Source organism: Bifidobacterium leontopitheci (genome assembly GCF_009193355.1).
GTDB classification, from domain to species: domain Bacteria; phylum Actinomycetota; class Actinomycetes; order Actinomycetales; family Bifidobacteriaceae; genus Bifidobacterium; species Bifidobacterium leontopitheci.
In genome coordinates, this window is sequence record NZ_WBVT01000032.1 from 1 (window position 1) to 15412 (window position 15412).

Consider the following 15412-nt stretch of genomic DNA (forward strand, 5'->3'; position numbering starts at 1 on the left):
TCCAGCGAGTGGTCGACGCGCCGCTACCTCGACATGTCCCGACTCGGTGAGAACGTACACGAAGCGAACTGATCATCGTCACAGGGACGGGCGAGAACCAAAGTGCGCAAGAAATCGGGCACTACCCAGAACTGGGGTCCGTTTGCTGACTCTCCTCTTGATATTGCCATTCTGATCTTGATATGAGGTCCATTCGGTGGGGCGCGCGTAATATCTCATTCCCCCACCGCATATTGGGCACGGATTAGCTTTGACCTTGACTATGCTGAGTCGATGACCGCTTCCATCTACGGCTAGGCCAAAAGAGCCATGGGAGAGGGGAACTAGCAATGCTTGTTTCGTGATTCTTCGTATTGATATGACTGAGGCAAAGATCAGCGCAGTAATCGAGAGAAGAATCATTTCTTGGCTAATATTAGACGCCACCGTGCCGGTGAAGTTTTTAGACAAGAAGATAACACCAAAATCATAAACGATTTTTCCAAATGAAATGATCGTAGGTATTCCGGTCAGAAACCCAATCCATGTCAACGCTGCCTGTGTAATAGGACTGCGCCAAATGGGGACTTTCTCGTATTTTGCAGTTTGGGTATCCTGAGCCTGCGGGCTTGGCGCATTGACCACCATGTTTCCAGCTACCTGAGTGACTGGTGCATGAAACACGTTGCTGTTGTTGTTGATGGAATTGTTTTCGGAGTGGTTATTCGTGGCTTGTCCCTAGGACAGTCGTCTATACCGTCACATCAGTAACGCAATTCAAACTGTAAGTTTTCTGAGAGTTCCTCTTGAGGCTTAATTATGTTGCGCGGCTAATCTTCTTCGCTACCGCCCTTCTTGTCTTTGAGGGTGGCGCCGGTGCACTTGGACTTATCCCATGTCTTTTTGCCGATTGCTACGATCAGAACGGGGCATGGGCCGGCGCCACCTCGCTGAAAGCGTTTGCGGGCGGTCGTCAGAGAGACGGTTGTGGTGGTTCCATAGTTGGCGAACCGCTTCTTTCCTTGCAGTTCAGGGTGCTCGGTGTAAAAGTCGTCTTGGAGGGTCTTCAGCAGCGAGCGACATGAATCGATCTCTTTGGTGATCATCACCGCGCCGTCGATTGCTCCGGCTTCGTACCAAGCGCGATAGGCCGCGAGATCGCGATCGGCGTTGCCGTCTTTCGGATTCCATTCAACGTCCACGAGTACGCGGCCCTTGCAGTTGTCCACATAGTAGCCGGGTTGATAGGAGCGATCCATGATGCTGGTCTGGGTAAAGGCGGTGATGCCCCCGTGGATTATCGACCTTTTCCAGCTCCAGCCCGCTTTGCACTACATCGTCCACATCGAGCGCATCGGCGCCGAGTACACGAACATACGCATCGTCCCCATGCCGCTCGATCTGACTGATCCGCATAGCTACGACGTGCTGCGTGACCGGCTGGCCTCGGCGAAACCGGACGTGCGGCTGCTGGCCAGCAACGCAGGCATGGGCTCAAGCCGCATGTTCGCGGAAGAGGACCCGCAACGCCTCGAACGGCTCGTGCAGCTGAACGTGACGGCGAACACGATGGCGATCCGGCATTGCCTGCCCTACATGCGCCGTGGCTCCCTGCGCGCCGTCAAACGGAACAAGGCCATCGATCTGCAGCACCCGTTCAACAAAACACTCGCCCTGCTGGCCAAGATACTGCCGATCCCGCTCATCGTATGACATGAGCTCAGTCACCATTCAATCGTAGAAAACGTGAGAGCCGGCCCCCAAGATACTCGGGGCGTCCGGCTCTCACTTCCATTTCCCCAGCGGGATTGGCTTTGCTCGCAAAGATAATAAGAGGCGCGAAAAACAGAAAGGAGCTGACGTATCAGCTCCTCCCAGCTGCCACCTGAAGGCTTTAACAGCAATTACCGGCTCATTCCAGCACCTGCCACGCGCTGTGAGAGTCGCTTGGACTACTGAGATGGGAGGAGATGTCTGCGCACCTGTTTTAGGTAGTTCTTCCTGAACGTGCGTACGGTGCCGAAGAATCGTTCGTCGGTGGCCGTCTGCTCGTGATTCTCGTATTTGCGTGCGGTCAGTTCGACGGTGCAGATGAAGTCGGCCACCTGTGCGAGTCGGTAATCGGTCGGCGAGCCCTGACGATACACGATGGCCTGCTTCGAGAGCACGTACTCCACCGCACCGCGAATAGCTCGAGTGATCAGGCTCTGGCCGCCGTCGTAATACACCTTGACGGCGTCGAAGCTCTGGAAGAGTTCGAGATGGTCGAATACGACGTTGACGATGTCTCGTTTGATGCGCAGTCCCAGTTGTTCCAAGGTCGTGTAATCGGTCTTCCGATAGATCAGGGTCACGTATTGTACGGGTAGCTTGAACAGCATGGACAGGAAGTAGGTGAGCAGTCGTTTGCGTTGGCTGACGCTGAGATGCTGGTAAGCGTCATGGCCGTTCAGCAGCGGGGACGTGTGCAGCGGAATGTTGGGCAGTCCGGCGTTGCGCAGTGTCTGCTCGTATCCCTCGAACATGGGGATGACGGGGTTGGATTGATCATGGAATACCAGCGTCAGCGCGTAGTATTCGGACTGGAAGCCCTGTTCGCCGGATTCATCCGCGAAGATCGAGCCGTCCGCCATCGCACCCCCTGAAATGAAAAATGCCGGGGGATTACCCCCGGCTCTTGGAAGTCTCACATTGCTGCGGACCTGTGTACTGAGAACACTACCAGATTTCGGCATGCGCCGCAAAGCGCGATTCGGCTGTGGGAAAAATCGGGGGAGAAGAGGGAGCCCAAAGCGGAAGTGGGGGCACGGACCGCGACGCTCCAGAACGAGTGCACCATAACGATACCAGCGTCGGCGGGGCCGTTATGAAAAAGCCGGAATCCTCTGGAAATCAAGGATTCCGGCGATGGCGGAGGATACGAGATTCGAACTCGTGAGGCTGTTACACCAACACGCTTTCCAAGCGTGCGCCATAGACCACTAGGCGAATCCTCCATTATGCGACCCGCTGAAGTTCATCGCTTCAAACAGGCAACTCGAAGAGAATACCACACCGCGAGCAAAAAGCCAAAAACCGTTGCAAATCCCGCGTGTCGCGCATCATATGGCCGTCGGCACCTCACCCAGCCACGCCACTCATCACCAGCTGTTCGCACCATCCCCCACGAACCGCACGATGAATCCGCACTCGTAATGCAGGAACATGTTCGCTCCGTAACGGTCCACGTCCCGATGGGTGAACAGCATACGGATCGCGAACGCGACCTGCACGTCGTGCGGCAGCGCGCGGAACGCACGGTACGCATCCCAGCCGCTCCTGCTCACCGCATGGTCGGGCACGAACGCATACCCGTAGCCGTCCTCGTTCACATATCCCATGAACGGCAGGTCCCACGCGTCGTGCCGGGTCAGCTCGGCCTTGTACTGCTCCACCCCGGCGAGCGCCTGGTCGCCGATGCCGAACCTCTTCGCCACTTCGTTGGCTTCCGCGGTCTTGTCCGCCGCGGTCCGTCCGAACATGTCGGTGTCGACGAGAATCAGCCGTCCCTCTCCCATGGTGGTCCTCCTTTGTTTGACTCTTCCGCCCTCATGACCGTTCGCCACGCCGTGCGGAATGTGCGATGTACCCGCCACCGACGTGTCGTTTCGTCCGTTGCCGCCGCTCACCATAACATCACGTCATGTTACGAGAATGTTGTGTAATCGTTTTATATCCGACTGTTTGCCGTTTTGCGGCCGCAGTGTGCCGTCATGTTCGCTCCCGTGCGTTCCGCCGGCGAAACGAACATCCGCCATGTTCGTTATGCGGACGGCGCGGCCGCCGCTTGGCCGAATGCCGGACGCGCGTGCGAGAATGGCGGCATGACTGAGTTGCAGCATGACGTGGATTTCGCGAACCGTGTGGGGTTCGCCGGCAAGGCGGCGATGCCGCGCATCGGCATGGGGACGATGGCGCTGGCGATCGAGGGGCGGCCGGACCGCGCGACGGCGGTCGACACGATTCACGCGGCGCTTGACGCGGGCGTGCGGTATCTCGACACCGCTTGGTCGTACTATCTGCCGAGCGCGCCGGGGGTCGACGGCACGGGCGTCGCGGCCGACTTCGGCTACGGCGAGCGGCTGGTGCATGACGCGGTCGCCAGTTGGGACGGTCCGCGCGACGAGGTGCTGGTCGCCACGAAGACCGGCTACCGGCGCACGATCAGCAAGGCGGCGGGGGTTGCGGATGCCGGGGTCGACGGCCGGCAGCGGCTGCAGGCGGCCGGCAGCCGGTACGGCTGGATGGCCGATTCGCGGCCGGAGACGATGATCCGCGACGCGAAGGAGTCGGCGCTGCGGCTCGGCGTGGACGCGCTCGACCTGCTGTACTCGCACGGCCCCGATCCGGCCGTGCCGTACGCGGATACGCTGGGGGCGCTGCGCACGCTGCTTGACGAGGGCGTGATCAGGTATGCCGGCATTTCGCGCGTGGACAATGCACAGATCGACCTGGCGCGCGAGGTGCTCGGCGACCGGCTGATCGCCGTGCAGAACCAGTTCTCGCCATCCCACCCGGATCCGGAAGGCACGATGGGGCATTGCGCGGCGCTTGGGCTTGATTTCGTCTGCTGGTCGCCGCTGGGAGGGTTCCTCGACCCGTTCGACATGCACGCGTACGACCCATTCAAACGGGTGGCGGCGGCGCGCGGCTGCTCGTATCAGCGGGTGGTGCTCGCCTGGGAGCTGACCCGGTACGACCGTCTGTTCACGATTCCCAGCGCGCGCAATCCGCACGAGGTGCGCGACTCGTTCGCCGCGCTCGACCTGCGGCTGACCGACGACGAGCTGGCCGCGCTGGGCTGAGAGCCGAAGATGCTGCCGCGCAAGGCATTTTTGTTTATAGTGTGAGGTAATATATCGTCGTTATTGCCGACACCGATGTCACCGGCATCGCATGGAAAGGATGGAGCCATGGGGTTCGAGCAGGAGGCCGTGAGCAAGCTGTACGCGAAGGCATGGTGCCATCGTTCCAGCATGCAGCGCGACATGACCCGCGGCGCGCACGGCGAATCCCTGGCCTTGCGGCAGCTGTGCGACCATGGCGCGCTGACGCCGTCCCAGCTTGCCGAGTTCCTGCGCGTCAGCTCCGGCCGCGTCTCCACCCTGCTGTCATCCCTTGAGAAAAAGGGGTACGTGACACGCACCGGCGACCCGGACGACCGTCGCGTCGTGCGCGTGGCCATCACCGATGAGGGCCGCGCCAAAGCCGAACGCGACATGGATGCGATGCGCGACGCCGTCTGCTGGATCTTCTCGCAGATGGGCGAACGCCGCACGCGCGAGTTCGTCGACCTGACCTGCGAGTTCATGACCTACATGTCGATCTGCCGCCCCGGCGAGCCGCGACCCACGCCCGAGGAGATCCGCAAGGCGTTCGACGAAGCCGACGACTGACTGAGTGGGGGGCAGATTCCCGAAGCGGGTGGCGCTCCCCCAGTCGGCTCCGCCGACAGCCCCCTCCACCGAGGGGGCCAAGACACCTGGCCGGCCTGCCAGCGCCGCACCTCGCCTACAAACAGCTCCGCTGTTTGCTATACGGCTCGGCCCTCCACCGAGGGGGCGAGACCACCCTCAGTCAGCTCCGCTGACAGCTCCCGCCAGCGGGAGCCAAACATCACATGAAAGTCCACCTGCACGCCCGCCAGCGAGAGCGAACGCCACGCAAGGCCCCGCCACGCATTCACAGGGTTTTCTCAGCATCATGCGTATTGTCTTACACTGTAAGTAATTTACAGTAGAAACTAAATCAACGACCGTAACCGGTAACCAACACCGGACCGCGCATCACGCGCGGCCACCGCAGAACCACATACGGATCCGAAAGGAACCCGCCGATGCTTCGCATACTGAAATACCTCTCCAAAGGCGAGATCGCGCAGATGCTCGTCGCCCTGCTCTCCATCGTCGGCCAGGTCTGGCTCGACCTCAAACTGCCCGACTACATGTCCGACATCACGCAGCTCGTCGAGACGCCCGGCAGCGCGATGGGCGACATCTGGATCGCCGGCGGCAAGATGCTGCTCGTCTCGCTCGGCTCAGTCGCCTGCGCGATCGTGACCGGCTTCATCGCCGCCCGCGTCGGCTCGTCGTTCACGCAGCGCCTGCGCTCGCTCGAGTTCGCGAAGGTCGAGTCGTTCGGCCCGGCAGAAATGGGCCACTTCTCGACCGCGAGCCTCATCACCCGCTCCACGAACGACATCACGCAAATCCAGATGTTCATCACCGTCGGCCTGCAGCTCATCGTCAAATCGCCGATCATGGCCGTCTGGGCGGTCATGAAGATCGCCGGCGAAGGCTTCGAGTGGACGATCGCCACCGCGGTCGCCGTCGTCGTGCTGCTCGCCGCCATCGCGATCATGATGGCCATGGTCATGCCGAAATTCAAGACCATGCAGACCCTCACCGACAACATCAACCTCGTAGCCCGCGAGAACCTGACCGGTCTGCGCGTCGTGCGCGCCTACAACGCCGAGGACTACCAGGAGGCCAAGTTCACCAAGGCCAACAAGGAGCTCACCGACACGCAGCTGTTCACCAACCGCACGATGGCGCTCATGATGCCGCTGATGAACACGGTCATGAACGGCCTCATGCTCGCCGTCTACTGGATCGGCGCCTACCTGATCGAGGCGGCCGGCCTCATGGACAAGCTCACCGTGTTCTCGAACATGGTCGTCTTCTCGAACTACTCCGTGCAGGTCATCATGAGCTTCCTGCTCATGAGCATGGTGTTCGTGCTCTGGCCGCGCGCCGACGTCTCCGCCCAGCGCGTGCTCGAGGTGCTCGACACCGAGCCTGCCGTGCGGCCCGGGCACGATACCACCGCGAGCGCCGCAACCGGCACCGCGGCGGACGGCCCGTCTCGCGGCGAGGTCGAGTTCCGCGACGTGAGCTTCACGTACCCGGACTCGCGCGAGCCGATGCTCGAGCACATCTCGTTCACCGCCAAGCCCGGCCAGACCGTCGCGTTCATCGGCTCGACCGGCTCCGGCAAGTCGACGCTCATCAACCTGGTGCCGCGACTGTACGACGCGACCTCCGGCCAGGTGCTCGTCGACGGCCGCGACGTACGCGAGTACGATCTCAAGGCACTGCGCGACCGTATCGGCTACGTGCCGCAGCAGTCGGTGTTGTTCCGTGGGACCGTCGCGAGCAACATCAGTTACGGCGACGACGTGAGCGGTGGCGACGTGCACGGCGACAGTGATGGCAAGGCCGACCGTATCCGCGCGGCCGCCGACGTGGCGCAGGCCACCGAGTTCATCGACCGCATGGACGACGGCTTCGACTCGGCGGTCGCCCAAGGCGGCTCGAACGTCTCCGGCGGCCAGAAGCAGCGTATCTCCATCGCCCGCGCGGTGTTCCGCCACCCGGAGATCCTCATCTTCGACGACTCGTTCAGCGCGCTGGATTTCAGGACCGACCGCGAAGTACGCGACGCGCTCGCCCGCGAGGCCAAGGGCTCCACGAAGCTGATCGTCGCCCAGCGCATCGGCACGATCATGAACGCCGACCAGATCATCGTGCTCGACGACGGCAAGGTCGTCGGCCACGGCACACACAAGGAACTGCTCGACGGCTGCGAGGTCTACCAGCAGATCGCCGAATCCCAGCTCAGCAAAGCCGAGCTCACCGCCTGAGGGCTGAAAGCGGATGACGCTCCCCCAGTCACGGCCTCTGGCCGCGACAGCCCCCTCCACCGAGGGGGCCGAGGGACGGGACAGCCGGCTCGGCAGGGGCGAACTCAACGGCTGACACACCGCTGCGGATGACGCTCCCCCAGTCACGGCCCTCCACCGAGGGGGCCAAGGAAGCGGGACGGCCAGCTGCGCGGGCGCCCCACCCTCAGTCACGGCCCACGGCCGCGACAGCTCCCGCCAGCGGGAGCCGAGACCGACTGCATCCGCTCCCGCTGGCGGGAGCTGGACCGTGAAGCGGGACTGAGGGTGGTCACCCGCCCGACACAGCCAATCCACTCAACACAACACGCGAAACAACACACGAAAAGGACCAAACATGCCAGGACCAATGGGACACGGGCCGGGACGCGGCACCGTCGAAAAACCACAGAACTTCAGCCAGGTCATGGGACAGCTCGTCCGCTACTGCCGCCGCTACATCCCCGCCATCATCGTCGCGCTGGTGCTCGGCGCGATCGGCACGGTCTTCCAGATCGTCGGCCCGGACAAGCTCAAGGACATGACCAACGAGATCACCAAAGGCCTGCCCGCCATGGTGCACGGCCGTCCGGTCGTCAACTCGATCGACCTCGCCGCCGTCAGCCGCATCGCATGGCTGCTCGTCGCACTGTACGTCGGCTACGCGATGCTCGGCTACGTGCAAAGCTGGATGATGGCGAACGTCACCCAGCGCACCGCCCAGCAGCTGCGCGAGTCAATCAGCGGCAAAATCAACCGCCTGCCGCTCAAATACTTCGACAAGGTCAGCTACGGCGACGTGCTCTCACGCATCACCAACGACGTCGACGCAATCGGCCAGACGCTCGGCCAGTCACTCGGCTCGCTCATCACCTCGCTCACCCTGTTCGTCGGCTCGCTCATCATGATGTTCTGGAACAACTGGATCATGGCCCTAAGCGCCATCGGCTCCAGCCTGCTCGGCCTCATCCTCATGATGGGCATCATGGCCGCCTCGCAACGCTACTTCGCCGCCCAACAGAAAGCGCTCGGCGACGTCAACGGCCACGTGGAGGAGATGTACGCCGGCCACCTCATCGTCAAGACGTACAACGGCGAAGCCGACTCCATCGCACGCTTCGAACGCTACAACCAGGACCTCTACGACTCCGGCTGGAAGTCGCAGTTCCTCTCCGGCCTCATGATGCCGCTCATGCAGTTCGTCGGCAACCTCGGGTACGTCGTCGTCTGCGTCGTCGGCGCGGCGCTCGCCATGGACGGGCAGATCGAATTCGGCGTGATCGTCGCGTTCATGATGTACGTCCGACTGTTCACCCAGCCGCTCTCCCAGTTCGCGCAGGCGTTCCAGAACCTGCAGCGCTGCGCCGCCGCCGCCGAGCGCGTATTCGGCTTCCTCAACGAGCCGGAGATGGCCGACGAAACCGATAAGCCGGCGCTCCTCGGCCGCGACGCCGACGGCAACCCCAAGCCCGTGCGCGGCGACGTCGAATTCAGCCACGTGCGCTTCGGCTACGAACCCGGCAAGCCAATCATCCACGACTTCTCCGCCAAAATCGCAGCCGGCCAGAAAGTCGCCATCGTCGGCCCCACCGGCGCCGGCAAAACCACCATGGTCAACCTGCTCATGCGCTTCTACGAGATCTCCGGCGGCAGCATCACCATCGACGGCGTCGACACCACGGCCGTGCCACGCTGGAACGTGCACGACCAGTTCTCCATGGTCCTGCAGGACACGTGGGTGTTCCGCGGCACCGTACGCGAAAACGTCGCCTACGCCAAGCCGGGCGTCACCGACAAGCAGATCCGCGACGCCTGCCGCGCCGTCGGCCTCGACCACTACATCATGTCCCTGCCCGACGGCTACGACACCGTGCTCGACGACAAGGCCACGCTCTCCCAAGGCCAACGCCAGCTGCTCACCATCGCCCGCGCCATGGTCCAGGACGCCCCCATCCTCATCCTGGACGAAGCCACGTCGTCAGTCGACACCCGCACCGAAGAGCTCATCCAGCAGGCCATGGACCAGCTCACCGTCGGCCGCACGTCCTTCGTCATCGCCCACCGTCTCTCCACCATCCGCGACGCCGACATGATCCTCGTCATGAACCACGGCGACGTCATCGAACGCGGCACCCACGACGAACTGCTCGCGGCGGGAGGCTTCTACGCCACCCTCTACAACAGCCAATTCTCGAACAATGGCTGACGGAGCGTTACCTGCGTTGCGTGAGGCTTGACGTACTCCCAATCTGTCACAGCGGGTAGCTACCCGCTGTGACGCGACGCTGAAAACCCAACTATTCCAGTGGTTTCTCTTTTCTTGTCACAGCGGGTACCTACCCGCTGTGACAGAAAGGGAGCACCGTCAGACGACACTCCGTCAGGCGACGTGCGCGAGGAGGGGCATGACCTGATCGTCGTAGGCCTTGAGCGCGGTGTCGATCACCTGGTGCATGTCGTAGTACTGGTAGGTGCCGAGGCGGCCGCCGAAGACGACGCCATGCTCGGCGGCGGCGAGTTCGGCGTACCGGGCGTACAGGGCCTTGTCGGCGTCGGTGTTGATCGGGTAGTACGGCTCGTCGTCGCGGCCGGCGAAGCGGCTGTACTCCTCCCAGACGACGGTCCGGTTCGGGTTCTGCCGTTCGCGGCGCTCCGGGTTGAAGTTCTTGAATTCGATGGCGCGCGTGTAGGGGACGTCGGCGTCGGAGAAGTTCATGACCGGGCAGCCGAAGTGGTCGCCTTCGTCGTAGCGGACCTCTTTGAAGTCGACGGTGCGCCATTTGAGGTCGCCGAGCGCATAGTCGAAATACCGGTCGATCGGACCGGTGTAGACGATCGGGACGCCGGCGGCGCGCAGCGCCTTCTTGTTGTACGGCTGCGACTCGTCGAAGAAGTCGACGCCGAGCGAGACGGTGATGCGCGGATCGGCGATCATCCGCTCCATCCATGCGGTGTAGCCGTCGGCCGGCAGGCCTTCCCACGTGTCCTTGAAGTAGCGGTTGTCGTAGGTGAAGCGCACGGGCAGCCGTTTGATGATGCTCGCCGGCAGTTCGGCGGGGTCGGTCTGCCACTGTTTGCCCGTGTAGTTTTTGATGAACGCCTCGTACAGCGGCCGGCCGATGAGCTGGATGCCTTTGTCGTTGAGGTTGGCCGGATCGGTGCCGGCGAGTTCGCCCGCCTGCTGTTCGATGAGCTGGCGTGCCTCGGCGGGCGTGTAGTGCGCGTGGAAGAACTGGTTGATGGTGCCGAGGTTGATCGGCAGCGGATAGACTTCGCCGTCGTGCGTGGCGTAGACGCGGTGGACGTAGCCGGTGAACGAGGTGAACCTGTTCACGTAGTCCCATACGCGGCGGTTGCTGGTGTGGAACAGGTGGGCGCCGTACTTGTGGATTTCGGCGCCGGTCTCCTCGTCCATGTAGCTGTATGCGTTGCCGCCGATATGGTCGCGCACGTCGATGATGTGCACGCGTGCGCCCGCGCGTTCCGCCGCCTGCTGGGCGACGGTCAGGCCGAACAGGCCCGCGCCGACGACCACCAGGTCGGGGGTGTCGCCGTTGTGCTGCGTGTGTTCCGTCATGATTCGTCCTTTCGTTGAGGACCATGTGTCTGAGGACTTCTCGTCAGGACTACGGTACCGCAGGGCGTGCGCCGGGCCGCCATTCACGTCGCAGACTCCTTGGATTCTCCCATTTCCGACCGCTCGAATGGGAGAATATCGGGAGTTGCAGGCCGGAACTCCTTGGATTCTCCCATTTCGCGGGGCGGAAACGGGAGAATATCGGGAGTCTGCCGTCCCGTCCGGCCGTCACAGCGTCCCGGCCGTCACAGCGCGCAGACGACCAGGTAGATCGCGACCACGTGACATGTGTACCCGACGACCGTGCCCAAATGGAACACCTCATGGAACTCGAACCAGCCGGGGATCGGGTTCGGCCGCTTGATCGCGAAGCAGACCGCGCCGGCGATGTACGCCGCGCCGCCACAGGCGATGAGCACGGTCGCGGCCGGCCCCACCGCGGGCGCCGTCCACAGCGCCGGAATCAGCGAGACGGGCGCCAGGCCCAATATCACGTACACGAGCGTGAACACCCAGTTGGGCGCGCGCAGCCACACGATGTGCGCGACGGTCCCCACGGCGGCGGTCACCCAAATCACCGTCAGGTACGGCACGCGGATCGCGGGGCTCAGCGCGAACAGGATCGGCGTGTTCGTGCCGGCGATGATCAGGAAGATGTTGGAATAGTCGATGCCGCACAGCACGCGCGTCACCTTCGCGCTCTTCCACGGCACGACGTGCAGCAGCGCGCTGTTGCCGAACAGCAGCATCGCCGACGCGCCGTACACCGCGCACGCGGCCTTGACCGGACCGCCCGGCGCGATGCAGATCAGCACGATCGACGCGGCGATGCACAGCGGCAGCGTCACCAGGTGCAGCCAGCCGCGCAGCCGCGGTTTGCGGTTGCCGAACGCGTCGGTCGGCACGATGTGCCGTTGCGCGGCTTTGAGCGCCCGCTTGGCCTGCGCGTACCGCCGCTTGGCCTCGTGGTATTGCGCGACCGCGTGGCTGACCGCGCTCGCCGGCGTACTGGGCAGCGTGCAGTGCGACGAGACCGACCGTGAGACCGAAGCCGCGACTTTCGCCGTGCCTCTCACGGCGGCATCCACCGCGGCCGCACCGCGCGGCATCGCGGCCTGCTGGGAAACACCTGCCGATGACGCTGTCATGACCATCACCTCTATCCGTGGGCGGCTTCGCGGGCGACATCCGCCAAGCCGGGCGGCCGGCCGCCGCGGACGGTTCCGCGGCGGCATCGGCCGTCGCCCTCACATAACTTACGGTACCGTAACTTAATCCCCTTTGCTGAACGTACGCTGACAGCCGAACGCCGCCGTCACCGGCCGTCGCACCCACCGCGGACAGCGCCCGGCATCACCGGGCCATTTCCCCCTATCCCACTATCATGGAACGCATGACCGAAGCATTCTCTCCGAAGAACATCATCGTGACCGGTGGCTGCGGCTTCATCGGTTCGAATTTCGTCCATTACGTCTACAACAACCACCCCGACGTGCACATCACCGTGCTGGACGCGCTCACGTACGCCGGCAATCTGGAGAACATCAAGTCGATCCTCGGCGACCGTGTGGAGTTCGTGCACGGCAACATCTGCGACGCCGAGCTGCTCGACCGCCTCGTCCCCGGACACGACGCGATCGTCCACTACGCGGCCGAGTCGCACAACGACAACTCGATCGCCAACCCGGAACCGTTCCTCAAGACCAACGTCGAAGGCACGTTCCGCCTGATCGAGGCCGCACGCAAGTACGACGTGCGCTACCACCACGTCTCCACCGACGAAGTGTACGGCGACCTCGCGCTCGACGACCCGAACAAGTTCACCGAGGAGACTCCCTACCACCCGTCCAGCCCGTACAGCTCCACGAAGGCCAGCTCCGACCTGCTCGTGCGCGCATGGCACCGCACGTTCGGCATCCGCATGACCATCTCGAACTGCTCGAACAACTACGGCCCGTACCAGCACGTCGAGAAGTTCATCCCCCGCCAGATCACCAACATCCTCGACGGCCTCAAGCCGAAGCTGTACGGCAACGGCCTCAACGTGCGCGACTGGATCCACACCGAGGATCACTCCTCCGCCGTGTGGACGATCCTCACCAAGGGCCGCATCGGCGAGACGTACCTGATCGGCGCGAACGGCGAGCGTAACAACCTGACCGTGCTGCGCGACATCCTCACCGTGATGGGCAAGGACCCCGACGACTTCGAGTGGGTCAAGGACCGTCCGGGCCACGACCGCCGCTACGCGATCGACTCGACCAAGCTGCAGACCGAGCTCGGCTGGAAGCCGACGCACACCGACTTCCAGAAGGGCCTGGAGAAGACCATCGCCTGGTACACCGAGAACCGCGCGTGGTGGGAGCCGGCGAAGGCCGCCACCGAGGCGCGCTACAAGGCCCAGGGTCAGTGAGTCCGGCGCTTCGGGAACCGTTTGAGAAACGTCGGAAACGATAGAGGGAACGAATAATGGCTTTTGAATTCGAGAAGGAACTTCGGGTCACACGGACGAACATCCCGGGCCTGCTGGTGTTCGACCTGCCGGTGCACGGCGACAACCGCGGCTGGTTCAAGGAGAACTGGCAGCGCGCGAAGATGCTCAAGCTCGGCCTGCCGGACTTCGGACCGGTGCAGAACAACATCTCGTTCAACGCGGTCAAGGGCGTGACGCGCGGCATCCACGCGGAGCCGTGGGACAAGTACATCTCGATCGCGTCGGGCGAGATCTTCGGCGCGTGGGTGGACCTGCGCCCGGGCGAGACGTTCGGCCAGGTGTACACGACCCGGCTCGACCCGTCGCGCGCGATCTACGTGCCGCGCGGCGTGGGCAACAGCTTCCAGGCGCTCGAGGACGGCACCGTGTACACCTACCTGGTGAACGCGCACTGGAGCCTCGAGCAGAAGAAGACGTACACGTTCGTCAACCTTGCGGACCCGCAGCTCAACATCCAGTGGCCGATCCCGTTGGAGGAGTCGGAGCGCAGCGAGGCCGACCTGCATCATCCGATGCTCAAGGACGCCAAGCCGATGGCGCCCAAGCGCACCTTGGTGACCGGCTGCAAGGGCCAGCTCGGCCGCGCGATCCGCGCGTACGCCGAGGAGCATGACCTGCAGGGCTTCGAGTACACGGACATCGACGAGTTCGACTTCTCCGACCCGGCCGCCTACGAGCGGTTCGACTGGGCGCTGTACGGCACGATCATCAACGCGGGCGGCTTCACCGCCGTCGACAAGGCGGAGACGCCGGAGGGACGTCCGGTCGCGTGGAAGGCGAACGCGCAGGGCCCGGCGCTGCTGGCGCGCGTGGCCGCCGAGCATCACATCACGCTCGTGCACGTGAGCTCCGACTACGTGTTCGACGGCACGGTGGACCGTCACCCGGAGACCGAGCATTTCGCGCCGCTCGGCGTGTACGGCCAGACGAAGGCGGCCGGCGACATCGCCGTGTCGAATGCGCCCGAGCATTACATCCTGCGTTCCAGCTGGGTGATCGGCGAGGGCCACAACTTCGTGAAGACCATGATGATGCTGTCCAACCGTGTGGCCGACCCGGCCGACGCGCTCAACCAGGTGACCGTGGTGGACGACCAGCTGGGCCGCCTCACGTTCACGAAGGACATGGCCGAGGCGATCTTCCACCTGCTCGACTCGCACGCCCCGTACGGCACGTACAACCTGACCGGCTCCGGCGCGATCAAGAGCTGGGCCGAGATCGCGACCGCCGTGTTCGACCAGACCAACGGCAACGGCAGCGCGGTCAAGCCGATCAGCACCGCGGAGTATTTCGCGAACGCGAAGGCGCCCGTCAGCCCGCGCCCGGTGCACAGCGCGCTCGACCTGACCAAGATCGAGGACGCCGGCTACACGCCCGCCGACTGGGAGGAGAGCCTCAAGGCGTACATCGCCAAGGAGCTCGCCAAGTAAGCCTCACGCATAGATGATTGATGCCCCTTGGAGCGGCTGCAGATTGCGTAGCCGCCCCAAGGGGCATCGTCGTATCACCGGCGTCGCACTGCCATCACCGGTGACCATCGCCGTCACGCTGCTCCCGCCAGCGGGAGCGGGCGGAGGGGGCGGTTGCGGCCGTTTTCGACTGGAACGGCCGTCGAATTGGTTGAAAACGACCGCAAACAGGCCTATTGGCGGTCGTTTTCGAC

At 63.4% G+C, this 15412-nt stretch carries 13 protein-coding genes and 1 tRNA gene; 7 read left to right on the plus strand and 7 right to left on the minus strand.

The window, feature by feature from the left end; all coding sequences use genetic code 11:
- Positions 1-78 precede the first annotated feature (78 nt).
- Entirely contained in the window at positions 79-627 is a 549-nt protein-coding gene (locus F7D09_RS08790; RefSeq protein ID WP_152235046.1) for a hypothetical protein, read from the minus strand.
- 182 nt (positions 628-809) lie between these two features.
- Positions 810-1238 carry a BglII/BstYI family type II restriction endonuclease gene (locus F7D09_RS08795; protein ID WP_152235048.1) on the minus strand — a complete coding sequence of 143 codons (429 nt, stop codon included), beginning with the start codon at positions 1236-1238 and terminating at the stop codon, positions 810-812.
- Between F7D09_RS08795 and F7D09_RS08800 the strand changes: the two genes are divergently transcribed.
- Positions 1237-1692: an SDR family NAD(P)-dependent oxidoreductase gene (locus F7D09_RS08800; protein ID WP_152235050.1), complete on the plus strand. Its 456-nt coding sequence runs from the start codon at positions 1237-1239 to the stop codon at positions 1690-1692. The two genes, F7D09_RS08795 and F7D09_RS08800, sit on opposite strands and share 2 nt — an antisense overlap.
- 239 nt (positions 1693-1931) lie before the next feature.
- Here F7D09_RS08800 and F7D09_RS08805 read toward each other — a convergent pair whose 3' ends face one another.
- The 3 genes from F7D09_RS08805 to F7D09_RS08815 all read right to left on the minus strand — a co-directional run bounded on the left by F7D09_RS08805 (position 1932) and on the right by F7D09_RS08815 (position 3536).
- Entirely contained in the window at positions 1932-2612 is a 681-nt protein-coding gene (locus F7D09_RS08805) for a DUF3800 domain-containing protein (RefSeq protein ID WP_152235052.1), read from the minus strand.
- A gap of 275 nt (positions 2613-2887) precedes the next feature.
- A tRNA-Ser gene (locus F7D09_RS08810) sits at positions 2888-2975 on the minus strand.
- A 144-nt stretch (positions 2976-3119) separates the two neighbouring features.
- Positions 3120-3536 carry a glycerophosphodiester phosphodiesterase gene (locus F7D09_RS08815; RefSeq protein WP_152235054.1) on the minus strand — a complete coding sequence of 139 codons (417 nt, stop codon included), beginning with the start codon at positions 3534-3536 and terminating at the stop codon, positions 3120-3122.
- A 369-nt stretch (positions 3537-3905) separates the two neighbouring features.
- Here F7D09_RS08815 and F7D09_RS08820 point away from each other — a divergent pair, with 369 nt between their 5' ends.
- The 4 genes from F7D09_RS08820 (at position 3906) to F7D09_RS08835 (ending at position 9884) form a co-directional block, all read left to right on the plus strand.
- On the plus strand, positions 3906-4823 hold the full coding sequence (locus F7D09_RS08820; RefSeq protein ID WP_193312418.1) for an aldo/keto reductase: 918 nt from the start codon (positions 3906-3908) through the stop codon (positions 4821-4823).
- A 108-nt stretch (positions 4824-4931) separates the two neighbouring features.
- A complete protein-coding gene (locus F7D09_RS08825; protein ID WP_152235058.1) occupies positions 4932-5414 on the plus strand; it encodes a MarR family winged helix-turn-helix transcriptional regulator in 483 nt (160 codons plus the stop codon).
- Positions 5415-5854: 440 nt separating this feature from the next.
- On the plus strand, positions 5855-7660 hold the full coding sequence (locus tag F7D09_RS08830; protein ID WP_152235059.1) for an ABC transporter ATP-binding protein: 1806 nt from the start codon (positions 5855-5857) through the stop codon (positions 7658-7660).
- A gap of 376 nt (positions 7661-8036) precedes the next feature.
- Positions 8037-9884 (plus strand): ABC transporter ATP-binding protein, encoded by a 1848-nt coding sequence (locus F7D09_RS08835; protein ID WP_152235061.1) that lies wholly within the window; start codon positions 8037-8039, stop codon positions 9882-9884.
- A gap of 174 nt (positions 9885-10058) precedes the next feature.
- On the opposite strand, the gene glf is transcribed toward F7D09_RS08835, so the two are convergent.
- Positions 10059-11255: a UDP-galactopyranose mutase gene (gene glf / locus F7D09_RS08840; RefSeq protein ID WP_152235063.1), complete on the minus strand. Its 1197-nt coding sequence runs from the start codon at positions 11253-11255 to the stop codon at positions 10059-10061.
- A gap of 245 nt (positions 11256-11500) precedes the next feature.
- On the minus strand, positions 11501-12364 hold the full coding sequence (trhA, locus tag F7D09_RS08845) for a PAQR family membrane homeostasis protein TrhA (protein WP_376863056.1): 864 nt from the start codon (positions 12362-12364) through the stop codon (positions 11501-11503).
- A gap of 284 nt (positions 12365-12648) precedes the next feature.
- Here trhA and rfbB point away from each other — a divergent pair, with 284 nt between their 5' ends.
- Together rfbB and F7D09_RS08855 are read left to right on the plus strand one after the other, a co-directional pair.
- Positions 12649-13668 (plus strand): dTDP-glucose 4,6-dehydratase, encoded by a 1020-nt coding sequence (gene rfbB, locus F7D09_RS08850; protein ID WP_152235066.1) that lies wholly within the window; start codon positions 12649-12651, stop codon positions 13666-13668.
- Positions 13669-13724: 56 nt separating this feature from the next.
- Positions 13725-15179, plus strand: coding sequence for a sugar nucleotide-binding protein (locus tag F7D09_RS08855; protein WP_152235067.1), 1455 nt, complete (start codon positions 13725-13727; stop codon positions 15177-15179).
- Positions 15180-15412 lie beyond the last annotated feature (233 nt).